The organism is Cyclobacterium salsum (assembly GCF_010119245.1).
GTDB classification, from domain to species: Bacteria; Bacteroidota; Bacteroidia; order Cytophagales; family Cyclobacteriaceae; genus Cyclobacterium; species Cyclobacterium salsum.
Genome location: NZ_WNKG01000009.1, coordinates 121626 through 146789, shown reverse-complemented (window position 1 = coordinate 146789; position 25164 = coordinate 121626). Strand labels below are relative to the sequence as shown.

Here is a 25164-nt window from a genome sequence, read left to right as displayed (position 1 = left end):
TTAAAGTTGAAATTTTATTTACTATAAATAATATACTTAGAGCTCTTTTTACTACTACACTATTAAAATTTCAACATGCCAATCTTAAAAAAGATAAATAAATAAATTAAAAATAGAAATATTAAAATTTTATTCGTAAAAGCTACTGAATAATTTTATAATAGTCAAGTCAAATTAGATGAACAGCGAATTATGCATGTATTAGATAATTAGGCCCCTGGTGGTGTTTTATTTTTGAATACCTAAATAATAATCCAACGCAGGACAATTAGCGGTTTACCGATTGTCATCGCTCTCAGCAGAATCAATTTTCGACTGAATTCACGCTGGCAGGTTCCGAAATCTTTTTGAGGAGCCGTTTAAATCAGATTATCTAAAAGTAAATTCGTGGTGGGGGGTTAAAAACCGAATGAAAAAATAAATCCGAATAACCACCAATAAATAGCGATCGCAACTTCTAATTTTACGCAAGCAATTTCAAAAGTTTTTCTTTCCTTTTTTGATAGCTGAATCTATTTCTAATTCGATTGGATGCCGCTAATCGGAGTTTTGCCAAATCGGTCGTGGGAAGCCTATGGAATATCTTTTGTAGCTCGGTTATCTCTTTTTTTGCTAAAACAAAACCGGAATCCCCGATTATTTCCGGTATTTCTCCCACAGCTGACCCAATGGGTATGCACCCACACAACATGCCCTCCGCCAAAGCATTTGGAAAGCCCTCAGAAGAAGAAAGCTGCAAATAGAATTGGGTCTCCTGAAATAACGACCTAATCTTTTCCTGAGGTAGAGATCCGATGGTAGTAATATTTGGTAGCTCGGATTGGAATTTTTCGTCTCCAACAATCGTAAACGTATATTTCGGAAACGATTTTGCCAGCTCCAATAATAAATCTATCCCTTTTACCAATGCCCTGTTTTGTTTGGAAATGCCCGTGGCCACCGTTATAAAGGAAAAGGGCCGTTTTTCGTTTCCCTTATCAAACCAAAAGGAGGGATCAAAACCATTGTGAATAACGATGATTGGGGTCTTAAGGCCCGGCACCAAATTTAAAAGGCCTTGCCTGCTCGTTAGTGATTGGTCATAGGTGTAATTGGATTTGACTAACGATTTGGCGACGGGTACGATCAGGGAGCAATGTTTGAAACTGAATATGGTAGCCATTTTCAGCCATTTTTTGCGGTAGTTTCCGTAATTTATTTCGGGTAAATTTACGGCATCTGTACCACCACATTGAATGATCACTTCCTTACCGAATAGTTTGCCAAACACCACGGGTAGGACCGAATGATAACCAGAGAAGAAACAAAGGTATTTTTTCGTCGCAGGTAGCAAAAATAATAGCTGAATGGTTTGGATAATTAAGGCCAGGGGTAAAAAATAGGGGTTGTCAGTCAAGGTCAGGTGTTTGACTTGAAAATTTGACCTTAGCATCTTCAAATCCCTTTGAATAAATGCGGTGTTTATTGGAGAAATATAGACGATCATTCGATGAATTCTTAAACCAATTTAAAGCATTAGTTTAATACGGATCCATATTCTTGACATCAAAATGCTCCATTTAGTTAGATGGGAGATTTTGGAGATGGGTCTGGATTTTCGGAAAATAAAGTATTGGTAGTCCTTTTCTTTGTAGTAAACGCTGTAGGTTTCCATTTTCTCAAGATAGAAGCCATTAGTGGTAACGTCCTTCACCAGATTACTTGTGTCTAACGGTTGGTCGATCACCTGAAGTTTTTTGGGTTCATGGTCGATCATCCACTCAAGGAATCGGGGTGCTGGGATATGGATAAAAACAACGGTGTTTTGATGGGCGTGGCGGCTTATGGTTTCAAATAGCGAAAAATGATCTGATACCGGAATGTGTTCCAAAACATCCGGAAGAACAACAAAATCAAAGGCTTTTCCTTCTTTCCGAAATCCTTTCATATCGGATACTTCAAAAGTGAGGTTGCTTAGTTTTGACCAGGCTTTTTGCGCTTGAGCGATGCTTTTTGGACTAATATCTACCCCTAATACACTTCCCTTTGGCGTTTTTTTTGCGATAAGATGGCTGACCGTGCCAATGCCACAACCAATTTCTAATACCTGGTGCTCAGGTTTTAAACCCGCTTGGATAAGCTTATCAATGATGCTTAGGTGGCGTGAATTGACGCCAATTCTCATTTGATTGTTAGCAAATTCATCGTAGAATTGAGCTACTTGTTCTTTCATTAATTTATCCTTTTTGGGCTGCTTTTTTCGAGTTAATAACCAACCCAATGATTAAAAATAATAGGATGGCGTACTGGGTAATGTTCGTAATCCACACCTTTGACTGGTAATGATCAGGCCTAAATTGCATCTCCACCTTAACCTCCCCCGCCGGAAGGACCAGCCCACGTAGTAAATAATTTACCCGGTGGATTTCGGCTTCTTCGCCATTCACAAGGGCTTTCCAGCCCTCAGGATAGTAGATTTCCGAAAATACGGCCAAGCCCTCTTTCGCTACCCGGGCGGAATAGACCAACTGATCCGGTGCCCTGCTTTCCAGGTCGATGCTGCCGCTTCCTTCCGGTAACGATTGGCCACCAGCTGTCTGACTGGAATTATACGTGGCTACTGTTTTCGTTTGCAGCCCTGCCAGGGTATTGATCTCTTCCTCGTTACTGTCCACCGGTATGATTTTTTCCGGAAACCAGGCGGCTCCGTTGGCCAACGGATTGGTGAAAACGGCATTTTCTGACCTTCCTGCGAGAATGTATTTGGTATTGAGCATGTTCAACACCTGTATGGAACCATAGTCAAAATTTCCTTCCTGGGCTTTTTGAATAAAATTGTTCATTTCCGGAGTCAATACCCGCTCGATGAGGTCCTGATAGCGGCTCATTTTAGCCCCATGGTAGCCGCCAATGCTATTAAAATAGTAGCTGGTTCGGGCTTCGTTAAATGGGTTCTGGATGTTTAATACCCGGAAATACCCCTCATCCTGCATGATTTTCTGGTCTGCCGGAGTAGCTGCAAAATGCTGCTGGCTGGGGTTTTCGGTGAAGCTTTCCTGATCCAAATACCTTCTGTTTACCCCGTAAAGATCCACCAGCAGCAACAGGCCTATTGCCAGTAAGGCCCATTCGGTTTTTAATTTTTTGTACAGCACCAGGCCAATCAGCAGCCCCGTAGCACCAATAAAAAACAGCGAGCGTAAGGTGTCGGAGAGCAATATGCTTCGACGATCCTCCTTTAGCGCCGAAAGCAGCCATTCAGGATAACCGGTCGTATTTCCCTGGAAATTCAAGCCAAAAGCCACTAATACCGCCAGTACAATCAAACCGAGGGTGATGGCGATTCCCTTCAGGAAGGTTTTTTTGGTTGTCGCTGCCTGGCTATTCCGAAGCACGTTTTCCAATCCCAGTGTACCAAGCACCGGAATAAGAAATAACGTAATTCCCAGGGCCATGGATACGGCTCTGAACTTATTGTATCCTGGCAGGTAATCAAACAGCGTATAGTTAAACCAGGCCAGGTTTTTACCCCAGGAGAGCATCAGGCTCAGCAGGGTAAGGGCCAGAAAGACATTTCGATAGAGGGGAGGGGCAAATAAGATTCCAAGGACAAACAAAAATACCATAATGACCCCGCCATAGATGGGGCCGCCGGTAAAAGGCTGTTTGCCCCAATAGGTAGGGGCGTTTTGTATAAACTGGTTGGTTTGGGCAGGATCCGCTCCCTGAGATCGCAAGGCTTGCTCCGAGGCGGAATCTTCTGGCAATGCCTGCTGACTGGCACCGCCATAATAATTCGGGATGATCAGGGTAAAGGTCTCCACTATTCCATTGGACCAGCTGAACGCATAGTCTTTGTCCAGGCCGGTATCGTTTTCCCCCGTCTCCGGTAGGTTGCTTTCTCCCCGGATGGAATAAGGGCTGTATTCCAATACCGAAGTAAGTCTTGCCAGGTTGCCCAGACCTCCCAGCATGGCTCCTGCCAGTAGCAAGGCGGTGATTTTGGAAAAATCCAGGAGGCGGTTTTCTTTATAATAAACGACCAGTTGCCCAATACCATAGCCCACCACCAGCATTAGCGTGTAATAGGTGATTTGCAGGTGGTTAAACTTTAGCTGCAGTAATACGGCCAGGGCGGTGACCGCGACACCCAGGAGCTTTTTATTGTTAAAAGCCAAATGAACGCCGGTGAAGATGAGGGGAATAAGACACACCGACCATATTTTGGCATTGTGTCCTGCTTCCAGACTTAGAAAGTTGAAGGTGTTAAACGCAAAAGCCCATGCGCCCAGGACAGCGACGATGGGCCGGACCCGAAACCCCAACAATAGCAGGTACATGGCCGTCATACCAAAGAATAATGCGCTGATAGGATGCGGTAGCCCCAGGGTTAGTACTTTAATAAGGGTATTGGTGATGTCCCCTTTTGGGTCCAGGTGGATGAGGTAAGCGGGCATGCCTCCAAACATGCGGTTGGTCCACAGGGCTTCCTCTCCGGTATTTTCGCGGTGGTCCAGAAGCTCTTTTGCCGAGCCCTCCCATTGCAAAATATCGGTTTGAAACATCATTTTCCCTTCAAACACAATGGGAGAAAAGTAAATGACGACGATCAGGTAAAAGGAAAGGATGGCCAAAAAATGTGGTAGAATGACTTCTTTAAATTTAAAATCCATGATCCAAAAGGTTGGTCTACGTTTTTCGATAGGAATGCCCTGCAAATTAGTAAATTTCACCGGAATATTGGTACAAGAATTGGGATTGGGGCCCATCACCACTGGTTAAAAATACCGTTGCTGGGGTGCTTTTAGCCATTTGCTTTGGATATAATACCCAATGGAGAATTCATGACTGTTATTTCGGTAGTTGTTTTTACTATTTAAATTGAAATCATAGGCATAACCAAACCGAATATCTTCGGTAATAAAGAGATCCAAAAGCAGCGCAACAGCAGTTCGGGTAGAAAAAGGAGAAGCCTCCGGAATATCGGCATTTCCAAATCCGGATCGAAAGGAAGTGCCCAGCCAATACTGTTCGTTAAATAAAAACATGGCGTTAAGATCATAGCTTCCGGGGCCATTCAAGTCCTCCCGGACAAGTAGAGTGGGTTTAAACGTGACCTCGCTCGAAATGGGAAGCAAGCCCCCCGCCTGAAAATAAAAATGGTAATTGTGGGTAGCCAATGCCAGGTCTTTGTTTTGCAATATTTTCTGACCGATCAGGTTAAAGGCGCTGATTCCAGAAAAAAACCGGGGAGAATGATAAAGTAGCCCGGCATTCAGATTCGGGGTAAAGGCATTGATCCGGCCTTGGGGAATTCCAGGGTCGGAGGGGTCGTCTGGAAGCAGCTTTCCGGCATCCAGTAGGTGTTCGGATATACCGGAGCTGATACCCAATCCCAGAAAACGTTCCTGGGTTAATTGCACCTTGTAGGTGTAGGTCAAAAGCAAGGATTGGATCTTATTGGGACCCAATTGATCCGAAATGAGGGACATGCCATAGCCCATGGTTTCCTCCAGATTCCCCATATCTGCTGAGATGGAGAAGGTTTGCGGAGCGCCTGGGAAATTCATAAACTGTGACCGGTAGGTGGCCTGAACGAAGGGGTCTACCTTGTAGCCAGCATAGGCCGGATTGATATGCAAGGCATTAAAGACATATTGGCTGTATTGCGGCATCTGTTGTCCGTTTCCACTGCTTGGGAAAAGAACCGCTCCCAGTAGGAGCCAAATCAAATAGGTGTAAGCGCTACCCTTCATGTCATTCTTTGATTACCTGTATCCAGCCCTGGTATTCCTTTTCATTACCCCGGGCATCCACTCCTCTCACCTGATAATAGTAGGTACCCGAAAGGAGCCCTTCTGCGGCCCAGTCATTTTGATAGTCCTCTGCTCCGAAGACCAGGTCTCCCCAGCGATTAAAAATCAATACTTCTACCCTGTCAAACTTATGATCTGCCCGGATGACAAAGGTATCATTCTTCCCGTCAAAATCTGGTTTGATCACGTTTGGAATGAACAAGGGAAGGATGTTTTTTTGCTCCAGAGCCGTGTTGTTTTCCGGCGCGGTATCTACCCCCTCACTACTCACTTCTGCCCGATTGCTTATTCTCCCGTCTTCCATGGCGGAGACAGTCAGTCGAATCTCCAATTCAGCACCCACCGGAAACCGCTCCAGTTCCCAGATCAATTGTTGCCCCTCCTGACGGAAGGAGGGTGCCGCCGGCAATCCGGAGTTTTGAACGCTGGCTTCCACATATTGGAGGTTGGGAGGTAGAAAATCGACTATACGAACATTTGCCGCTTCATCCATTCCATCATTGGTAATGGTAAGCAGGTACTCGAAATCATCCCCGTCGCGTACCGGTTCGGTACCGGAAGCTTTTTGGATGGAAAGATCCACCATTACCGGGCGCACCTGCAATTCTTCACTGGCAACGGTTTCGTTAAAATTTTCCACTTCTACCCGCACCTCATTGATAAAGCTCCCTTCCGAGGCAGCAAGAACGGTTAATTCCAGCAACACCGTTTCATCGGGCTGGATTTCCGGAACGAACCATATCCCCTCCTCCGAAGCCTGGGGACTGGTCGAAAGTAGCATAAGCCCTTCGGGTAACAATTCCGTTACCTGGACTTCTTCCAGGGGGAAACTACTGGTATTGGTCAGGGACAGCGTAAAATCGACCATTTCACCCCTGACGGCCTGGTTTCGGTCAATGGATTTCTCCAGGTCCATGCTGATTCCAATCACCGTCAAGCGGATCTGCGCTTCGGAACAATTGGTCGGCACATCGGACTGGCAAATGCGGTATTGCAACAAATACGTATTGGGAGGGGTGTCTTCCGGTAGAAAAAATGAACCGTTTTCATCCAGGGAGTAGACCAGATTTTGTTCCTCTCCGGCTTCATCGGTGATGGATAGGATAGACAGGGAAACATCCTCCCCGGTTACCGGTTCCAATTTCAGGCTATCATTGGCATAAATGGAGGGGAGCCGATGTTCTTCGAAATTCCTGAACGGACCAAATTGATCGTCATTGGCCACAATAGGAGCCACTTCCACGGTAATGATCACTTCATTACTGGTAAAACTGCCGCATACCGGATCCTCCGTAATCCTTCGAAATCGAGTCGTTTCCATGAGCGGGGGGGCAGAAAAATCTTTATTTGTAGCCCCTGTGATGGGTACCCATTCAGCTTCTCCGGACTGTATTTCCCACTGGTAACTGAAATCTCCTGACCCTCCGGCGGCCGTTTCCCCGATCAGAATTTCAGGAACTTCCATCTGGTATAGCGTTTGGCTCTCTTGTATTTCATATCCGGTTACTTCCGGGTAGAGTACCACTTCTACGGGCAATCGCTGGTCTGATGGGCATCCATCTGCTTGCTGCTCTGCATAATACGTCCTGCCCGATTCCAGACTGGTTTCATTGGAAATCCGATCGCTGCCCTCTGGTGTGAGGTACCATTGAATGTTTTCTCCAATAGCAACCAAATCGGCTACCGTATAATCTCCGGGAGCACAGAATTCCTGCAAGCCTTCTCCCAGAGGAGCCGGTGGTACCTCACTCAAATCAATGGTGACCTGTGTGGATTTTTCGCCAGAACAAATCCCTGTGATGGTATATTCAAAGGTATAGGTACCTGTATTGAGGTTGGCCGATGACCAGACATTTCCCACCAGGGCACCGCTATTACTTAGTTCCTCCCAGGTACCGTAGTCATTATAAGGGCCTTCCAGGAAATCAAACAAATCCACGATTTCCCCTTTGCAGACGATTACTTCCTGCCCTGTTCCTGATTCCGGGTTGAGACTGGCCTCATCGATGGTAAATTCCAGGGTCTCATTCAGGCAGGATCCGGGCGTGTCATTGCTTAGCCGTACCCCGTACACTCCCTCGTGGGTGGCCAGGTTAAACGGCGTAAACTCCAAGCTGGAACTGGTGCTGAGGACCTCATCGGGATTGGCTTTATTGAACCATTCGAAGGATAGAAAATCTAGGTTTTTTATCGACAGCGACCCGTTATCCCCTTCACAAAGGTTTTCGGGGATAATTCTGGGAAGGTTTTCTCCGCTGATCTGAACCGTGGTGTTGGTCAGATTGCCGCAGGCATCTTCCAATTGTACCCGGTACCTTCCTGCTTCCAGGTTTTGAAAAAGCGGGTCCGATCCATTGTCAATCTCAAAAGGCAATCCGTCCTTCTCCACTATTTTGTAAGTGATAGGCGGGTATCCGCTCGCATCCACGGATAATTCATAATTGCCTTCCACACATTGGAAGGTATTGACACTCGTGAAGCTGCTCCGTTCGTTGACTTCAAACGCTTCCAGGGTCTCCAGACAGAAATTGTAGGAGGGTTCGTTGGGAACAATGTCCTGCCCGTTTTTCCAGATCCGGATGGATTTCACCAGTCGCAGGTTGCCATAATAACTCAGATTAATTGTCGTGGCACCGTTTACAATAAGAATGGAATTTTCGTCATTCAGTTCCTCACCTTCTTCGTAAACGAGTCCGGTTTCCGGATCTCCCCATTCCCCGGTATCTTCGTTTCGTTTTTGGATCCCAAATCGGGTGGTTTGGTTTTCGTCCAGATTGTCCTGATGATTCAGCGATAGATTGAACGAACCGCAGTTTTCTTCAATGTTTAAATCATTTGTCAGAATTTCGGCACCTTCTATGGTAACTTCGGTCACATGTTCGGTATCGCAGGTGGTGTACGAAGTAAATTCGTAATCACCAGCCGGGAGGTTACTCATAAAAAACCTTCTGGGATCGCTTAGACTGATGTTTTCCGAAAGGTCCAGCGGGAACTGTCCGTCGTAGCTAGCCGGACCTGCGGTCATTTCAATGCGGGTAAACTCGTAATCAAAGCTGTTTAATTGAAGGGAGCCGGTGGAGGGGCCACAGCCCTTGTAAACGGTAGCGACCGGCCCGCTGAGCAGGTCCCTGAATTCCCTGTTAAGACTGGCGGTGCTGCCACAGGCATCCGTGATGCTAAACGAATAGGTTCCAAAAGGGATGGGCATTTCCTCGGAGCCAAAAAAGAGGTTTTCTTCCGTAAATGGTCCGGGGTATTCCTCGTTAAACAGTTCAGGGTCAAAATCTCCGGGATAGTCGGTAAAACTGACGGTGTAAGGAGGAACAAAATTGATTGGTTTGATGGACAGCCGTCGTTTGCCGCAGAGGCCGGCCCCCCAGAAAAGGTCTTCGGATATGGTAAGTTGACGGTCGATCAGGTTGTTTTCCAGCACCGCTGTCTGTCCGCAATTGTCCGTTACCTCGAGGTCGTAGGTATAGGCCTCTCCCGTGAAAAAGGGTAGGTTTCCAAAGATGACGCTTTCCGTAGCCCCACCCTCGCTAAGTTCCGTGGTAATTTCCTGACTGGATCCATCCGGGGCGGAGACAGTAAAGCGGGCTTGCAGGGGATAAGCGATTTCGGCTCCCACGGCACGCACCAGGTGACCCACGTTAATTTCTCCGCAACTGCTTAACGTTGCTGGAAATTCCTGAAAATCTTCCTCCAGAATGAATTCGGCTTTTTGTACTTCAAAAGACTGGGAAAGCCGGTCCCCGCATTCGTCCGTGACAATGACCGTATACTTGCCTGCAGGAATGGCCTCAAAAATCGGGCTTGCCTGAGGGGGTCGTTCGGCTTCTCCCCTTAACTCAAAGGTTTCAGGGTTTCCCTGATTGACGATCACCTCAATGCTGCCAAGGTCATTATCACAGAGATTTTGGGAGCTCACCGTATACGACAAGGGTTCAAACAGAGAAACGAGTTCTACTTCAGCCGAAATTTCCAGGGGACTTTCGTTTAAGGTAAAAGCAGCGGCGACTTGATAGGTGCCTACCGGTAAATTAGAAAAGATACCCGATTCATTTTCAAGCAGGGCGCTGTTCTCGCCCGATCGGAATAGCTGGAAAATCAGATCTGTGGGATTGCCATCCGCATTTAAGCTTGCCGTAATCGTACCATTTCCGGTACAGGTGACCGGGTTGGTTTCCAATTCCAGACTTGGTTGGTCCTGGGCCAATAGTTTCATTGGTGTCAGAATACCGGAAACGATTAGCAAAAGCATTCCGAAAAAATGTATAAAGTAATTTCCTTTCAATTCTACCCTCATTAAAACTTTATTTACTTCAACGCTAGAAAAGTATCCTGATCATACGAATTCTTTATTGTGAAATAACGTACAAAATAATGGAATTGGTTGTAGGTATTCCGTTATTTTTCCAGAATTCTGTCAATTGTTCAGGTTTCCGACCTGCGTTTTATTTTTTCTGACAATAAATAGGCCAGAAAGCAGGATTCTGCATTAGAAAAGTAAAATGGGTGATTAAGCTTAAAAAGCGGTTAGGGGAGTGTTTGCTTGTAGGAATAGCGTGCGAATGTTAATCCAGGTTTCCGGCTAAATTCACCAAAGAATTGCCGTCTAGTGAGTGGATGATGGCTTTGAGAAGGTTCAAAACGAACTTATCCTTGATTTTCGATTCCAGAAAGGTCGGACCGTAAATGGTTTGGGACCGTAGCAGAACCGTCATGATTTTGCCCAGTGTGACTGCATCCAAGCTGTACAACTGGGCTTGGTCTTGATAATACCTTTCTGCTTCGCTTTTCCAGGACATCCAATCAAAAAGGGGGACTAGCCTGAGTTTTAATACAGCATCCAGCAGCCTGACGTGGATACCGGTCAGCGCCAGGGTATTCAATGAAACGTTACTGAAATCCTGGATGCCCAGTATTTTTTCCGTCTTATAGAATTTTAGCTCCATTTCGTGGACTAAGTCAATAAGTGGCATCAGTTTTTTCCGGTCGATGCTGTTACAATGGTCAGAAAAATTCCCCAGGGGAATAAACAGCGGGATTTGGTCTTTGATCATTTTTGTTTGGTTTTTGGTTAATTAAATAATAACTCATTGATAATTAATTGGTAGCGGTGCAATTCGATGTGTAAGTAACGACTTTTTTTTCATCAAAAAAATACCCCGATTGGGGTATTTTTGTATATTAAATACACCTTTTTGCCTTTTTTCTATAACAAAAATTAATAGAAATTACCTCAAATACAAGAAAAAGGCCTTTTATCTTTCAACGAATACTTTCCCATCTTCCCTGACAAGCTTAAAAAAAAACGCTATTTTTGTTGCTTCTAAAGAATAAAGACATGTTTGATAATCTGAGTTATAAATTAGACAGGGCCTTTAAGACCTTAAAGGGTACGGGTAAGATTACCGAAATTAATGTTGCCACCACCGTCAAGGAAATCCGAAGAGCCCTGATTGATGCCGACGTTAATTACAAAGTAGCCAAAGAGGTAACCGATAAAATCAAGGAAGAAGCCCTGGGAAGGGACGTGCTGATATCGGTGTCTCCGGGGCAGCTACTCGTGAAGATCACCCAGGAAGAACTCACCCAGCTGATGGGGGGCAGCAAAGAGGAGATCAATATTAAAGGAGATCCGGCAGTCATTCTGATATCCGGTCTTCAGGGTTCGGGTAAAACCACTTTTTCCGGCAAACTGGGCACCTATCTGAAAAAACAAGGCCGGCAGGTACTCTTGGTCGCCTGTGACGTGTACCGTCCCGCAGCGGTGGAGCAGCTAAAGACGCTGGGAACACAGATAGGTATCGAAGTCTATGCCGAACCCGGCAATCAAAACGCGCTTCAGATTGCCGAGAATGGCATTGAATACGCCAAAAAATCCGGCAAGAAAACGGTCATCATCGATACCGCCGGTCGCCTGGCGGTGGATGAAGCCATGATGGACGAGATTTCTTCCTTAAAAGAAAACCTCAAGCCTTCGGAAACCCTGTTTGTCGTCGACTCCATGACGGGTCAGGATGCGGTCAATACGGCCAGGACCTTTGACGAGCGCCTGAATTTTGACGGAGTGGTGCTTACCAAACTGGATGGTGACAGCCGCGGTGGGGCGGCCATTTCCATTCGCCACGTCGTGAATAAGCCCATCAAGTTTATTTCCACCGGGGAGAAAATGGAAAACCTGGACCTCTTTTATCCCGACCGGATGGCCCAGCGGATCTTGGGCATGGGGGATGTCGTTTCCCTGGTAGAAAAAGCACAGCAATCCTTCGATGAAGACGAAGCCAAGCGGCTGAATGCCAAAATCCGGAAAAACCAGTTTGACTTTGACGATTTCCTTTCCCAACTGGAGCAGATCAAAAAGATGGGCAACATCAAGGACCTGCTGGGAATGATTCCGGGCATGGGGAAAGCCATTAAGGGGCTGGATATAGACGACGAGTCCTTTATCCCCATTGAGGCCATCATCCGCAGCATGACCCCGCAGGAGCGCGGCAATCCTGCCCTGATCGACGGCAGTCGTAGAAAACGCCTCGCGCAGGGCAGTGGACGCAGCATTCAGGAGGTCAATAACCTGATGAAGCAATTTGCCGACATGCGAAAAATGATGAAGCAGATGAACAAAATGGGCGGTGCCCAAAAAGCCCTGGGCGCCATGAGTGGCAATATGAAGCGGCGTTAAAGTGCCCGTATTCCGACATATAATTCATACCGGCAGGGTTTTCTTGCCGGTATTTTTTTTGGCAAATGCTTGGCAACCACGTTTCCACCATCACATGATTCGCAATCCGGCGGAATACCAACGCATTTCAACCTATATCAGAAAAAACCCTGGGCATTGTAAGAGAGGTAAATTTTAGGGAGGCTAAATTTGGCAACTTTCCAGCCTTTTGTTTCGGCAGATCCGGAAATACGCTGCCTGGATAGTTGATAGGTGTTTCTTTACCGGATCGCAAAGGGGTGGTGGGTAGCCCCGGATCAATAAAATATTCCTACATGCTTGATTCCTTATACGAAATCCATAATTTGACCATTTAAAACCGGGAGTCAGGTGGTAGCCATGGTTCGTATATTGGCAATTCCCCTTCCAAGACATAACTATATTTAAATATTAGCAGTAATGCCACCACAGACCAAGACTGAATATTGCCAAACGGTACAAAAAGAAATTAATTACGAATGAATTGGATACTCTTAGTCATTGCAGGACTTTTTGAAGTCGCTTTTGCTGCTTGTCTTGGAAAAGCAAAAGAAGCAACAGGAATTGAAACAAGGTATTGGTACATAGGATTCTTGGTTTGCCTGGGAATTAGTATGTTTTTGCTTGTAAAAGTGAGTCGACAACTGCCGATTGGAACAGCTTATGCGGTTTGGACAGGAATAGGTGCTGTAGGGACAGTTTTGATTGGGATTTGGTTTTTTAAAGAGCCAGCAACCTTTTGGCGATTATTTTTCATTACGACATTAATTGCTTCAATTATCGGACTGAAAGTAGTTTCCCATTAAGATTCAGACTAAAAAAGTAAAAGCACTTACTGCTAACTTTCGCTAGTCTTCTAACGGTTAGATCAGGAATCATACCCATATAGACTAGGAAACCAACTCATAAATGGAAATTCAGGGATTTTACTTCTATGTACTGGTCGGTGTCGGGTTGTATTCTGCCTTTGGGTCCGAAGTAATAAGCAGGATCTCAGAAACTTTATTTTTCGGAATGGTCGGGATTTCATTTGGTATAATAATGCTTACCGGGAGCGTATTCTTTGGCACTAACAAATAAAAATGGTCATGTTTAAAGGTTAATAGTCAAATTCCGAACCGGAACGAAACCTGTTTTTATGCAAGCCTGTCAGTTTTGAGTCCATGCTTGCCTGTGTAAAGCCAGTGGGCAGTTCTCTGGTCTGGACGGTTTCAGTGGACATGATGGGTAGAGTATACTTCCAGTCATGGCAGAGGCTCATTTTACAGAGCATTTACAGGATTTTAGCTCCCTGAAGCCATTTAATACCGACCTGGTGCATCTTTCGGAGACGGATTACTTTTGAAAAGAAGGCTTACAATGAGATGGCAGGTTTCCATAGGATTTTCAAAAATACTGTCAGATACCGATGGGTAAAAGCCAAATTTTTTTAAGAAAGGAGATCGATTCAACGAGTTTAATTTTTGACCAATTTCTGTGGAAACTTTAGCTACGGCATTAATAGCAGGCTGAACCATATAATATTGTATGGTAAAGAGGGTTTTCGTCATAAAATTTCACAGAAAAATTGTATTGATAATGTATAATAAAGTAGAAGCCTTCATTTTTGCATATAATATCTTTGATAGGACAAATGAAAGTTTTCAATAAAATCATTTTCCTATGAAAGTAATTGTACGAATTCCACCCAGGTGGAAAATTATTTTGGTGCCGGTTTTCTGTATGTTCTTCCTGCATCACAGTTTTGGTCAGGGAGCACGATCAGTAAGCGGAACCGTGACAGACAATTCTGATGAATCCATTTGTGGGGTTAATATTTTGGTAAAAGGAACCTCGATGGGGACTATTACCGATATTGATAGAAGTTATACCATTATGTACCGGATGGAAGCAATACGCTTGTTTTTTCCTTTATTGGCTACCAAACCCAGGAGGTGGAAATAGCTAACAGTATCCAGGTTGATGTTTCTCTGGAGCCTTCTTTATCTGATATGGAAGAAGTAGTGGTGATAGGATTTGGAGAAATGTCAATAGAGGTTTTGACCACTTCGGTGAGTAAGATGGATGAACGGGTTCTTGAAAGTGTTCCATTTTCGAATGCTGCCTCGGCGTTACAGGGGACGGTATCAGGTGTTAGGGTACAAAGTGTTACTGGTCAGCCTGGTGCTCCTCCTAGAGTAATAGTAAGAGGTGGGACATCCATAAATAATCCAAATGGAGCTACGCCCCTATTTATCAGTGATGGGGTAATCCGTCAGGATATGAATGACTTAAATCCTGAAGATATTGAATCTATGCAGGTTCTTAAGGATGCGGCATCCACTTCAATTTATGGTGCACGAGGTTCAAATGGTGTCGTAATTATAAAAACTAAGTCCGGAAAAGCAGGAACAACTAAAATAAATTATCGGTCGGATTTTACAGTTTCAACACCCAGCCTTTTATACGACCATGCTACTGCTAGAGAATTATTATATTTCCAAAGGGTGGGGACTCATTTAAGTGCACAAAAGACACCTTCCTTAAATTCATTGTTAACAGGTCCGTGGGGTGGTGGTGTCGGAAAAGATCTGACAAACAATACTGGTTTCACTCCTCAATATTTATCAGATGAAAATCGACATAAATTAGAAGAGGGATGGGAGACTATGGAAGACCCTTTAGATCCAAACCAAACTATTATTTTTAAGGGGACGGATTTTCAAGATAAGCTTTTTAGAACTGCTTTTTCGCACAACCATGCTTTAACTGCATCTGGAGGCACGGAAAATGCAACTTTTAATATTGGCTTAGGATACTTGAATAGTCAAGGAACAGCTATTAGCACTGATTTTGAAAGGTTAACATTAAATATGAATGGTGACATAAAAGTAAATAATAGCCTTAAACTTTTTGGAAGATTGATGTATTCCAATACAAGTGATAACAGGGTTCCAGGTGAAGGAGTAGTTTTTAAAAATAATCTTAATACAGCCCAGACATCTAAATACAGGTTTGAAGATGGAACATTGGCACCTGGTAGGCTTTTTACGAATGGAAACCCAGAATATTATATAAGCCGGTACAACACTAGAAACAGTAGAGACATGACTACTTTGGCCGTTGGGGGAAAAGACGATAGAATTCCCGAGCGGTGGGGATACCAGATATCCCGGAATGCTGTAAAACAAGAATAAATTATGGATGGTCTATTATTCCAGTCTCGAAGAAAAGACCAGCATTTACCTGTCAAAAATTCCATTGGCCTCGCTCCGCAAATAAACGCAAATAGTAGAAAGAAACGATCCGCACAGCACGGAAGAATAGGGAAGTTTTTTCTTCTGGTGCCATACGGGGGAGAATAGGGAGATGGCCTTTTCCCGTTTTAGTAAGTATAATAAGTAATTGAAAAGCATTATGAGAAAGTATATTTTCGCAACATTGGGCCTATTTCTGGCTGTCATTTCACTTTTTGCACAGCGGTCTTCTACCAGTGAAAGCGCCATGCCTGCAACCAAGGTCCGGGATATGGTCATTTACCAGGATTCCAATTATTACGCCACTTTTCCATCTATTGTGAGGAAAGCAGACGGAGAATTTCTCCTTTCCTTTCGCCGGGCACCGGATAGGCGAGTAGTCTTTGGAGAAAAGGGCAACAGCCATGTGGATCCCAACAGTTATTTGGTAAGCATGACTTCCAAAAACGGCATTACCTGGGAAGGGGAACCGGATCTGCTCTACGCCCACGATTTTGGGGGTTCACAGGATCCCTGCTTGCTTCAGCTTCGGGATGGGACGCTGCTATGCGCCAGCTATGGATGGGCATTTTTGTATCCGGAGGGCTTGGAAAATGTGGAAAAACCAATTTTTGAAAATCGCAACGGGTCCGTTTTTTTGGGAGGTTACCTGCTACGGTCCATAGATGGGGGAAACGAATGGGCCGGACCCATTTATCCGCCACACATCGAGCCGGAAGTCCATATTAACCCCATGGGAAATCCCATTCCCGCCTACAATAGGGGAGCCATGTACGAAGGGAAAAATGGACGGATCTATTGGGTGGTTGCCGCCAATGACCGGTTAAGTCCCCGACGAACGTCCAATTACCTGCTGGTTTCCGATGATAAGGGGAAAAACTGGGAGCATTTGTCCACTGTTGCCAAAGACGAAGAAGTGATTTTCAATGAAGCTTCCATCTATGAAACCCCCAACGGGGATTTGGTGGCCTTTATCCGTACGGACAATTTCGAAGGCCAGGCTGTTATTGCGAGGTCTACCGACGGTGGGAAAAGCTTTGGACAATGGCAGTCTATGGGATTTAAGGGCCACCCCTTGCAGGCAACCAGGTTGCCGGATGACCGGGTGCTTCTAGTCTATGGATACCGCCACCAACCTTATGGGATCAGAGCGAGGATTTTAAATGCAGAATGTACGGATTTCGCCACTGCCGAGGAAATCGTCCTAAGAGAAGATGGTGGCAACGGAGACATCGGTTATCCCTGGGCAGTGGTGTTGGATGATCACCATGCCCTGGTAACCTATTACTTTAATAGAGATAATGGCACCCGGCATATTGCTGGTACCGTTATAGAATTTTAGGTGTATTTATTAGTTTTAAACGATTATGCCAATGGGTACGAGGGTATTTGGATCAGGGATAAAAGTTGGGCTATTGATGGTCTGGCAAACTGGGTATATGAGTTGGCTTATTTATGGGGTAAGGAGCCCACTTTTCTTCAAAAGGACATCAGGGGATTTGTAACCAACCGCTTGATGTATGCCGTGTACCGGGAAATAGCTCAAGCTACCGGACATCAAATATTGGTATCGGGCATTGGTCCGGTGGTGCATACCGGATTTACGGATATGGAAAGGGCGGTAGATTTCCGGGATGTGCTCCGCTTTGATAAAGGGAAATTAAAATCCTTCATGGCTGCCTTGCATGACAAGGGCTTAAGGGTGATCGGAAGAGGGCTTTGGTACATCAGCGCAGTGCATACGGAAGCGGAAATAGACCAGGCTCTCGGGCTGGCCAAAGAAGTATTAATCCATCAGGAAAAATGAAATACCTAAATTGTAAGGTAGCAGTGGTGGGCGAGGGTAAAATATCACCTTCCGTGGTTTGCTGTCTCCTCCAGGCAGGGCATCAGGTCAAATGCTTTTCTCCCGGTAATCCTACCGAAGAGGTAGATAGGCTGTTGGAGATTGCGGGTCTTTCTCCATTGGGTACCTATGATTGGGAAGAAAATTTTGACAACCCTACCAGCCTGAAAGGATTCCAAATCGTAGTGGCCTGTACATCCGAAAAGACAGGAGAAAAAGAAAACTACCTGAAGAAAATTGATCATGCGGCAGACCAGGATGCCCTGATCGACATTAATTCGGAAAGCATCCCTTTGGAGCACCTGCAAAACCAGGTACAGGCACCCTCCAGGCTGCTGGGCGTAAACCGGACCTATCCGACTGGTCCTTGCCCATGTGGCCCGTTCTTTCCATGGACCCCATGCTGCCGGGATTTCGGTATTGAAGGACCTGCCCAATGTTTGGTTAGACATGTCAGGAATCTGTGAACCCCAGGCCATGATGTTGGTTTTGCACCATTTTGGTCCTGGCCGGTTGTTGTGGGGAAGTGATTTTCCGGTTTCCTCCCTTCGGGGCAAAGCCGTAACGGTGGGTTGGAGGATCCATCTGGGGGGACTTCACCTGCGTTACCGGGTGGATCCCGATATGGCCATTTTTGCCAAAGCCCTCGGCAATGGCTTTCCCATTGGAGCCGTGATTGGAAGGAAATGGGCCATGGAGGGCGCACATCGTTCCTTTATCAGCAGTACCTATTGGAGTGAAAGCATTGGTCCCGTGGCGGCTGTGGCCACGCTGGGCGAAATGAAAAAACTGGACCTTCCCGGCCGCCTGGCCGAAACAGGAAGCAAGGTTCAGCAGCGATGGAGGGAGTTGGGCCAAAAATGGGGATTGCCCATCGAAGTCACCGGTTTTCCTTGCCTGTGGCCGGGTTTCGATTTGTTCATCCGGAGGGCGAGCGCCTGCGCACCTTGTTTACCCGGATGATGTTGGCCCAGGGTTTTCTGGCGGGCACGGCCTTTTACCCCAGCCTTGCCCATGGGGAAGTGGAGGTAGAAAAATATGGGCTCGCTTTGGACAAGGTGTTTTCTGCAGTTTCAGAAAGCCTGTCCACAGGCAGTTACCGCAATTTACGGGACGAGGAGGTGGCGAAAAGCGGCTTTTCCAGGTTGGTTTAAGACCAATAGGGTTAACGGTTTATTTGAAGCTATCCTTTTGATAGCCAATTAAAAAGAACATTAATGTTGTAGCTTTGGGCTGTGGAACCGGGACTCTATGCGAGAATTGTTCCAGAACAGAAAATAGAAAATCATTGGATTCGAAATCAGGAATCAGCAGACTAGCCTATGGATTAATTTGATTAGCTTAGGTGGCTCTGGGAAATAGGGTTTAACTACATCCGCATGAATGAGAAATAATTCAATTTCAGTGTTTACGAAGGTATTAAAGTAAAAACAATGGCATTTGAATTAAAAAATACAGTTCCCTGGGGGCGATCATTAGCGGAGTATAGGAGCATGTTCAACTTAACCGGCCCTGACCTTGATAAAAAGATAATAAGTTTTGGGGATGGTCCAGCGAGTTTTAATTACGAAATGACACAACAAAACAAGACGGTTACTTCGCTTGACCCAATTTATCAATTCTCGAAAGATGAATTGAATAGGCAGATTGTGTCAGCAAAGGATACGGTCATGAAGCAAATGATAGAAAATCAAAATAATTTTGTTTGGACTTCGATAAAAGATTTGGAGGAACTGGAACACATTAGGATGCGTGCCATGTCAGATTTTATTGCTGATTTTGAATTGGGAAAAAATCAACATCGGTATGTACATCATGAGCTGCCGGAAACGACAAGTTTTAGCGCGCAAGCCTTTGACCTGGGGTTGAGCTCTCATTTTTTAATCTTGTACTCAAAACTGGGGCTTGAATTTCACATAAAATCTATGGCAGAAATGTTGAGAATCTGTAAAGAAATAAGGGTTTTTCCCTTGTTAAATCTGAATGCAAAAAAATCCGAAGTTTTAGATGGCATCCTGGAGGAATTTGGAAATGCCTATAGCTGCAGCATTGAATCTGTTAGCTATGAATTTCAAAAAGGAGGAAATAAGATGTTAAGGATACAAAATAAATAGGATAGCCAGTAGGTTTACTTACCAAATAGCCATAGGTGCAGACCCGGTATCAAAAAAATACCCGTTCGCTCTTGATTTTTTATACGAAATCCTTAATTTGACCAATGATAATAGGGGGGATGGTGGACCTAGTACCTATACACGCAAGTCCCCATTCAAGATATAGCTTCCTACAGATGTTGTGCCGCATGCTGAAAAAATCAAATCGCTAAACTTGATACAATTTATTATCTTTGATTTATGATGTCAAAAGGTGAAATATTATTAAAGTTACGGGATCTTAAGCCTACCCTTCAAAGAGATTTTGCCGTGAAAGAGATAGGTCTTTTTGGATCATTTGCGGATGATTCCTTTGATGAAGATAGTGATATTGACTTAATTGTAGAATGGGAGAGGCCAATTGGATGGAAATTTTTCACATTGGAAATATACCTGGAGAAAATTTTTAAACGGAAAATAGATTTGGTTACAAAGAATGCGATTAAAGATCAAATTAGAGATAGCATCTATAAAAAGATTAACTATGTCTAAATGAAAAAAAGGAATCGCAATTACCAAATGTATCTTGAGGATATAATTACCTCAATGGATCGTATTGCTGAATATATAGATGGACTTTCCTTTAATGAATTCAAAAAAGATTATAAAACGGTAGATGCGGTAATCCGAAATTTCGAAGTTATGGGAGAAGCTGCGAAAAATTTACCCATAGAGATCAGATCCAAATACGAAGATGTTCCCTGGGATGAAATGTACTTGCTCAGGAATAAAGTATCACATGAATATTTTGGGTTTGATTATGAGATAATATGGGATGTAGCCACAAATTACTACCTGAAAATAAATCTCAAATTGAAAGAATAATACAAAGGGGAAAATAAAGCACGAAGGCACAACAAAATTAGATAGAAAATAGGCTAGAAATCAGCAAAATCAAAGGTTACCGCCCGTATAAGTTTCATCGAAAGCCGAACGAGAATCTTTCCAACCTGCGTATTTTGCATATACGGAACCGCTAGAGGACATATATTCGGGCATTGCATTCCTCTGCGTTCGCCGCGCCTTCGTTGCGGTTTCGGCGTGAAACCCCTTCCGACAACATTTTTCCTTAAAAAACCAGAGGTCGGGAATCGACTTTCACTACCAGGGTTGCTAATCGGTGTCGTTACCAAATTGCAATAAAGGTGGATACGGATAAAAAAGTAATCGTTCGGGCTTGATTCCTTGTCCGAAATCCTTAATTTGACCAATATAAACAGTGGGAGGGATGCGGACATATACACGCAAACCCATCCCAAGGCATAGCTTTGTACCAATCCATTCAATCCTGAAAGTGATGTTGATCTGAAGGTGGATATTGAGGACAATGCCCCTTACAAAAACAGCCTTTCAGGTAATGGATAAATAATGTATTTTAACGTTTCCACCAAAATAACTGAGTTTATGGATCCCAATGAATCCGAAAGTAGACGGGCCTTTCTAAAGGATGGCCTGATCGCAGCCATCACACTCTCAGGCATCGCTCCTCTTGCCCTTTATGGAGATACAGGCAAGTCATCTCCGGGCCAGGATACCTTGAAATACCGTCTTGACCATAAGGTGCCTACCCGTTTGTTTGATGGTAAAAAGTGCTGGGTGCATCCAAGAGCGGGAATTGTCCCCGGAGCTGGAAAAGCAGGGATGCCCAGAATCGTGATGACCCTCAATACGCTGGAATTATCGGGAAGCGATGTGTTTAAGGGGATGTTCGGCATGCATTCGGAGGATGGAGGTGAAAGTTGGACCGATCCACAAGCCCTTCCTCCGTTGGCCCCACGGACTGAGCAGCTGGAAGGGGAGGAGCGCCCCGTAGCGGCCAGTGATTTTTGGCCCTCCTGGCATAAAAAAAGCAACAACTTATTGGGAACCGGGCATACCATTGTCTATACCAGGGACTGGAAAGTGGCCCACCCAAGACCCCGGCATACCGCATTTTCTGTCTATGATCCCAGCCAAAACCAATGGTCTGACTGGGAGAAATTGGATATGGGAGATGATGAAAAATTTCAAAATGCAGGGGCCGGCTGCGTACAGCGCTGGGACGAAGCGGATGGAAATATCCTTTTGCCCGTTTATTTTATGCCTCCGGGAAGCAATTCCCAGGTTACGGTAACGCGCTGTGCTTTTGATGGGAAAAAACTTCGCTTTCTGGAGCAGGGCAATGATTTGTCCATCGCCGATGATAGCAGGGGACTACATGAACCCTCCCTGACCCGTTTTCAGGGCAAATACTATCTCACCATTCGGAATGACAAACAGGGATTTGTTACCCAAAGTGATGATGGCCTGCATTACGCGCCCATTAAGCCCTGGAAATTTGATGATGGAACGGATTTGGGCAATTACAATACCCAGCAGCATTGGGTGACGCACAGCGAAGGCCTCTACCTGGTCTATACCCGCCGGGGAGCGGAAAACGACCACGTGTTTCGGCACCGTGCACCACTTTTTATGGCAAGGGTGGATCCCGAAAAGCTGGTGGTGATCCGCAATACCGAACGGATCCTGGTCCCGGAAAAGGGAGCCAGGCTGGGGAATTTCGGCGTTACGGAGGTCAGTCCGGATGAAACCTGGGTGACCGTGTCTGAATGGATGCAGCCGGAGGGCGTAGAAAAACACGGAAGCGATGGCAGTGTTTATGTGGCGAAAATTTACTGGAATCGACCTAATGAATTGTTTGGAGCCTAAGTGCTGTTTTTCCAACTTCTTTTATCATCTCAGTATGGGGCAATAATAAAAAATAAGTATCGATAAAAAGAAGTTTGTAAGTATGCCTCCTTGACAAAAACCATCCATCGGGCACATAAGAGTAGTTGGTTAGCCAAATGATTTTTTCCTTCAATTTATCGAAAACGGATCCCTAAAAAATTGATTTAACTGACCCAGTTTCCTACCTTTTGGTAATGAGATGTTTGTTAGCAGTTTGATGATACATTACCTTTTACATTTTGTTTAAATAAGATACAGATGAGACCACTGATTCTATGCTGCTTGTTGATTTTTAGTCTAACCGCAGAAGCCCAGACACCGGTAGACTTTACCGATTTTGATAAAAACGGCACTGCAACAGCCACCGTAGCCAATAACGTTCTGGAAGTGACCTGGCCGATCAGTGAGGTGGAAACCGGAAAATTATTGATCGCATTGGAAAATGAAAACGCCTTGCTGGAAAGCATTCAGGTTGGAAAAGAAGGAGAATTTACGGAAATAGCGAGGAGCCTGGATCCTGTTTTTATCCTAACGGAAGGAAAAAGGGACCTGACTAAAGGCAGTGGATGGAACATCTTTTTTGACAAAACCGCCTACCTCCCCCATACCCCGCATGTTGTGAATATTCAAAGGAAAGATGCAAAAGTAACCACAGAGGGCAGCAGGACAAAAATTAGCATCACCGAAGCGCAGGCAGCCCATTTTTCAGGAACCTTGGAGCTGACTTTGTATGCCGGAAGTCCCTTGCTCAACCTGGCTGCGGTTATGGAAACGAAAAAGGATTCGGTAGCCATCATTTACGATGCGGGGCTGGTAAGCCGGGATGGAAATTGGGAAGAGGTTTTTTGGTCAGACACCAAAGACTATTTACAAGCTGAAAAGGTGGATGAAAATACACCTGCAAAAGCCTTACCTGTAAAGTACAGGACTGTAATTGGCGAAAGCATAGGTGGTAGTCTGGCCGTATTCCCTCCACCGCACCAATACTTTTATCCCCTGGACAATGCTTACAATTTAAAGCATACCTGGTTCGGTACTGGCTACCGGGACCTGATCCCAGGCTTTGGCATCGGAATAAGACATGATTTGCTGGGAGACAGACGCCATGTTCCTTGGTTTAATGCCCCACCGGGGACCGAACAACGGCTTAATTTTTTCGTCGTAGTAAGCACCGAAAAAGACGGGCAGGTACTGGAAATGGTCAAGAAATTTACCCATGCTGACCGGTACCGTCCCCTTCCGGGATACCGGACCATGGCTAGCCACTTCCATACCGAACACATCGACGATGTTCTTACCCACAAGCCCCTCCCGGAAATTCCCGGTCACGTCAGGGCGCTGAGGAATCTTGGGGTTAACATCATGCACCTGGGAGAATTTCACCTGGCGGGAAATCCCCGAGATCATGGTCCCAGAAGGCTGCCTGAATTCCGGTTAATGTTTGAAGAATGTGCCCGCCTATCCACTGGAGATTTTCTAATGCTGCCTGGCGAAGAGCCCAACAGCCATTTTGGAGGGCATTGGATGAACATTTTCCCCAAGCCTGTATATTGGATCATGTCAAGAGAGACAGGTCAGCCTTTTGTAGAGGAAGATCCAGCATATGGAAAAGTTTATCGCGTGGGCAACAAGGAGGAGATGTTGGAATTACTGGAAGTGGAAAACGGCCTGGCATGGACAGCCCATGCCAGGACAAAGGGTTCTACCGGTTTTCCGGATCAATACAGGGAGGAGTCATTTTTTCAATCCGATCGTTTTTTAGGGGCAGCCTGGAAAGCCATTCCGGCGGACCTGTCTCAACCCAGATTAGGAAAAAGGGTTTTGGATCTGATGGATGATATGGCCAATTGGGGTCATAAAAAATACGTGATAGGGGAGGCTGACCTGTTTAAACTGGAACCTGATTATGAAATTTATGGCCACATGAATATCAACTATCTGCAAATGGAGAAGCTACCAAAATTTGAAGATGGTTGGCAGCCAGTGTTGGATGCCATGGAGGAAGGCCGGTTTTTTGTAACCACCGGTGAAGTACTCATTCCAGCATTTTCTGTCAATGGTAAAAGTTCAGGTGAAGTGCTCAAGCTGGATAGCAATCCGGCCAAAGTGACCATGGACCTGGAATGGACTTTCCCCCTGAATTTTGTTGAAATCATTTCAGGAGATGGGGATAAGGTATTCCGGGAGAGGGTCAGTATGAAGGATACCCGGGCTTTTGGGAAAGAAAACTTTATCTTCCCAGTAGACCTCAACGGAAGAACTTGGGTAAGGGTGGAAGCCTGGGACGTGGCAGCCAATGGTGCTTTTACCCAATTTCTATGGCTTGAATAGCCAGGATGGCCATCCTGATTTTATTTATTCTTCTTAAACCCTTAATTTGGAGTTCAGGCGTTTCACTTGCCAATGTAGGCCATGAAAAATAGTACCATCTTTCCAAATAAAAGTAATAGTTCCTGCCTGGCAACAAGCTTACATTTGATCAAGCAAAAACTGATATGACTGCTGCCATGAAACCCAGCCTGGTGCTGCAAAAATTACGCTCCGGCGAAAAGGTGTCCTGTTTTAAAGTAAACCTGGCAGATGCCTGGGTGGTGGAACTGGCGGCTCTTTCCGGATTATTTCTTCCACAATGCCGGTCTGATCAATCTCAGCCGCTACCTGGCCAAAATGCATGCCGGTAAAAACACTCGCTTCAACTGTATTTCCCCGGGGCCTTTCCCTA

At 45.2% G+C, this 25164-nt stretch carries 21 protein-coding genes and 1 pseudogene; 15 read left to right on the top strand and 7 right to left on the bottom strand.

Annotated elements, in window-relative coordinates:
• Positions 1–463: 463 nt before the first annotated feature.
• From GJS45_RS16940 to GJS45_RS16915, 6 genes are all read right to left on the bottom strand, one after another.
• Entirely contained in the window at positions 464–1432 is a 969-nt protein-coding gene (locus GJS45_RS16940; protein ID WP_235954829.1) for a glycosyltransferase family 4 protein, read from the bottom strand.
• 75 nt (positions 1433–1507) lie between these two features.
• A complete protein-coding gene (locus GJS45_RS16935) occupies positions 1508–2212 on the bottom strand; it encodes a class I SAM-dependent methyltransferase (protein WP_162343047.1) in 705 nt (234 codons plus the stop codon).
• A 4-nt stretch (positions 2213–2216) separates the two neighbouring features.
• Positions 2217–4652, bottom strand: a complete 2436-nt coding sequence (locus tag GJS45_RS16930; RefSeq protein ID WP_162343046.1) for a YfhO family protein — start codon at positions 4650–4652, stop codon at positions 2217–2219.
• 105 nt (positions 4653–4757) lie between these two features.
• Positions 4758–5735 carry a PorP/SprF family type IX secretion system membrane protein gene (locus GJS45_RS16925; RefSeq protein ID WP_162343045.1) on the bottom strand — a complete coding sequence of 326 codons (978 nt, stop codon included), beginning with the start codon at positions 5733–5735 and terminating at the stop codon, positions 4758–4760.
• Between the two features lies 1 nt (position 5736).
• Positions 5737–10101: a T9SS type B sorting domain-containing protein gene (locus GJS45_RS16920; protein WP_162343044.1), complete on the bottom strand. Its 4365-nt coding sequence runs from the start codon at positions 10099–10101 to the stop codon at positions 5737–5739.
• A gap of 268 nt (positions 10102–10369) precedes the next feature.
• Positions 10370–10858 (bottom strand): DUF6508 domain-containing protein, encoded by a 489-nt coding sequence (locus GJS45_RS16915; RefSeq protein WP_162343043.1) that lies wholly within the window; start codon positions 10856–10858, stop codon positions 10370–10372.
• Between the two features lie 284 nt (positions 10859–11142).
• Here GJS45_RS16915 and ffh point away from each other — a divergent pair, with 284 nt between their 5' ends.
• Positions 11143–12480 (top strand): signal recognition particle protein, encoded by a 1338-nt coding sequence (gene ffh / locus GJS45_RS16910; protein WP_162343042.1) that lies wholly within the window; start codon positions 11143–11145, stop codon positions 12478–12480.
• 497 nt (positions 12481–12977) lie between these two features.
• Entirely contained in the window at positions 12978–13304 is a 327-nt protein-coding gene (locus tag GJS45_RS16905) for a DMT family transporter (protein ID WP_162343041.1), read from the top strand.
• Positions 13305–13597: 293 nt separating this feature from the next.
• Here GJS45_RS16905 and GJS45_RS16900 read toward each other — a convergent pair whose 3' ends face one another.
• Positions 13598–13771: a hypothetical protein gene (locus GJS45_RS16900; RefSeq protein ID WP_162343040.1), complete on the bottom strand. Its 174-nt coding sequence runs from the start codon at positions 13769–13771 to the stop codon at positions 13598–13600.
• A 389-nt stretch (positions 13772–14160) separates the two neighbouring features.
• Between GJS45_RS16900 and GJS45_RS16895 the strand changes: the two genes are divergently transcribed.
• From GJS45_RS16895 to GJS45_RS23840, 13 genes and pseudogenes are all read left to right on the top strand, one after another.
• Positions 14161–14442 (top strand): hypothetical protein, encoded by a 282-nt coding sequence (locus tag GJS45_RS16895; protein WP_162343039.1) that lies wholly within the window; start codon positions 14161–14163, stop codon positions 14440–14442.
• Positions 14433–15674 (top strand): TonB-dependent receptor plug domain-containing protein, encoded by a 1242-nt coding sequence (locus tag GJS45_RS16890; protein WP_162343038.1) that lies wholly within the window; start codon positions 14433–14435, stop codon positions 15672–15674. Before GJS45_RS16895 ends, GJS45_RS16890 begins: the two co-directional genes overlap by 10 nt.
• Before the next feature lie 220 nt (positions 15675–15894).
• Positions 15895–17076, top strand: coding sequence for a sialidase family protein (locus tag GJS45_RS16885; protein ID WP_162343037.1), 1182 nt, complete (start codon positions 15895–15897; stop codon positions 17074–17076).
• A 90-nt stretch (positions 17077–17166) separates the two neighbouring features.
• Positions 17167–17271 (top strand): annotated as a pseudogene (locus tag GJS45_RS24175) (3-hydroxyacyl-CoA dehydrogenase family protein); the annotation flags it as partial.
• Between the two features lie 266 nt (positions 17272–17537).
• Positions 17538–18047 (top strand): 3-hydroxyacyl-CoA dehydrogenase NAD-binding domain-containing protein, encoded by a 510-nt coding sequence (locus GJS45_RS16875; RefSeq protein ID WP_162343036.1) that lies wholly within the window; start codon positions 17538–17540, stop codon positions 18045–18047.
• A complete protein-coding gene (locus tag GJS45_RS16870; protein WP_162343035.1) occupies positions 17956–18543 on the top strand; it encodes an aminotransferase class III-fold pyridoxal phosphate-dependent enzyme in 588 nt (195 codons plus the stop codon). The genes GJS45_RS16875 and GJS45_RS16870 overlap by 92 nt, the downstream gene beginning before the upstream one ends.
• Positions 18540–18734, top strand: coding sequence for a hypothetical protein (locus tag GJS45_RS16865; protein ID WP_162343034.1), 195 nt, complete (start codon positions 18540–18542; stop codon positions 18732–18734). The genes GJS45_RS16870 and GJS45_RS16865 overlap by 4 nt, the downstream gene beginning before the upstream one ends.
• A gap of 279 nt (positions 18735–19013) precedes the next feature.
• Positions 19014–19694 (top strand): SAM-dependent methyltransferase, encoded by a 681-nt coding sequence (locus GJS45_RS16860; protein ID WP_162343033.1) that lies wholly within the window; start codon positions 19014–19016, stop codon positions 19692–19694.
• Positions 19695–19934: 240 nt separating this feature from the next.
• Positions 19935–20225: a nucleotidyltransferase family protein gene (locus GJS45_RS16855; RefSeq protein WP_162343032.1), complete on the top strand. Its 291-nt coding sequence runs from the start codon at positions 19935–19937 to the stop codon at positions 20223–20225.
• On the top strand, positions 20226–20558 hold the full coding sequence (locus GJS45_RS16850; RefSeq protein WP_162343031.1) for a HepT-like ribonuclease domain-containing protein: 333 nt from the start codon (positions 20226–20228) through the stop codon (positions 20556–20558).
• A 543-nt stretch (positions 20559–21101) separates the two neighbouring features.
• The gene (locus GJS45_RS16845) at positions 21102–22421 is read left to right on the top strand and encodes an exo-alpha-sialidase (RefSeq protein WP_235954827.1); all 1320 of its coding nucleotides are present in this window, start codon (positions 21102–21104) and stop codon (positions 22419–22421) included.
• A gap of 279 nt (positions 22422–22700) precedes the next feature.
• On the top strand, positions 22701–24773 hold the full coding sequence (locus GJS45_RS16840) for a CehA/McbA family metallohydrolase domain-containing protein (RefSeq protein ID WP_162343030.1): 2073 nt from the start codon (positions 22701–22703) through the stop codon (positions 24771–24773).
• A gap of 164 nt (positions 24774–24937) precedes the next feature.
• Complete coding sequence (locus GJS45_RS23840) at positions 24938–25123, top strand: hypothetical protein (protein WP_235954825.1); 186 nt, start codon at positions 24938–24940, stop codon at positions 25121–25123.
• Positions 25124–25164: the final 41 nt, after the last annotated feature.

Excerpts from the sequence above, each read along its gene's own strand:
- GJS45_RS16940 (WP_235954829.1), bottom strand. The coding sequence starts at position 1,432 with ATGCTAAGGTCAAATTTTCAAGTCAAACACCTGACCTTGACTGACAAC.
- GJS45_RS16935 (WP_162343047.1), bottom strand. The coding sequence starts at position 2,212 with ATGAAAGAACAAGTAGCTCAATTCTACGATGAATTTGCTAACAATCAA.
- GJS45_RS16930 (WP_162343046.1), bottom strand. The coding sequence starts at position 4,652 with ATGGATTTTAAATTTAAAGAAGTCATTCTACCACATTTTTTGGCCATC.
- GJS45_RS16925 (WP_162343045.1), bottom strand. The coding sequence starts at position 5,735 with ATGAAGGGTAGCGCTTACACCTATTTGATTTGGCTCCTACTGGGAGCG.
- GJS45_RS16920 (WP_162343044.1), bottom strand. The coding sequence starts at position 10,101 with ATGAGGGTAGAATTGAAAGGAAATTACTTTATACATTTTTTCGGAATG.
- GJS45_RS16915 (WP_162343043.1), bottom strand. The coding sequence starts at position 10,858 with ATGATCAAAGACCAAATCCCGCTGTTTATTCCCCTGGGGAATTTTTCT.
- ffh (WP_162343042.1), top strand. The coding sequence starts at position 11,143 with ATGTTTGATAATCTGAGTTATAAATTAGACAGGGCCTTTAAGACCTTA.
- GJS45_RS16905 (WP_162343041.1), top strand. The coding sequence starts at position 12,978 with ATGAATTGGATACTCTTAGTCATTGCAGGACTTTTTGAAGTCGCTTTT.
- GJS45_RS16900 (WP_162343040.1), bottom strand. The coding sequence starts at position 13,771 with ATGCTCTGTAAAATGAGCCTCTGCCATGACTGGAAGTATACTCTACCC.
- GJS45_RS16895 (WP_162343039.1), top strand. The coding sequence starts at position 14,161 with ATGAAAGTAATTGTACGAATTCCACCCAGGTGGAAAATTATTTTGGTG.
- GJS45_RS16885 (WP_162343037.1), top strand. The coding sequence starts at position 15,895 with ATGAGAAAGTATATTTTCGCAACATTGGGCCTATTTCTGGCTGTCATT.
- GJS45_RS16875 (WP_162343036.1), top strand. The coding sequence starts at position 17,538 with ATGAAATACCTAAATTGTAAGGTAGCAGTGGTGGGCGAGGGTAAAATA.
- GJS45_RS16865 (WP_162343034.1), top strand. The coding sequence starts at position 18,540 with ATGATGTTGGCCCAGGGTTTTCTGGCGGGCACGGCCTTTTACCCCAGC.
- GJS45_RS16860 (WP_162343033.1), top strand. The coding sequence starts at position 19,014 with ATGGCATTTGAATTAAAAAATACAGTTCCCTGGGGGCGATCATTAGCG.
- GJS45_RS16855 (WP_162343032.1), top strand. The coding sequence starts at position 19,935 with ATGATGTCAAAAGGTGAAATATTATTAAAGTTACGGGATCTTAAGCCT.
- GJS45_RS16850 (WP_162343031.1), top strand. The coding sequence starts at position 20,226 with ATGAAAAAAAGGAATCGCAATTACCAAATGTATCTTGAGGATATAATT.
- GJS45_RS16845 (WP_235954827.1), top strand. The coding sequence starts at position 21,102 with ATGTATTTTAACGTTTCCACCAAAATAACTGAGTTTATGGATCCCAAT.
- GJS45_RS16840 (WP_162343030.1), top strand. The coding sequence starts at position 22,701 with ATGAGACCACTGATTCTATGCTGCTTGTTGATTTTTAGTCTAACCGCA.
- GJS45_RS23840 (WP_235954825.1), top strand. The coding sequence starts at position 24,938 with ATGACTGCTGCCATGAAACCCAGCCTGGTGCTGCAAAAATTACGCTCC.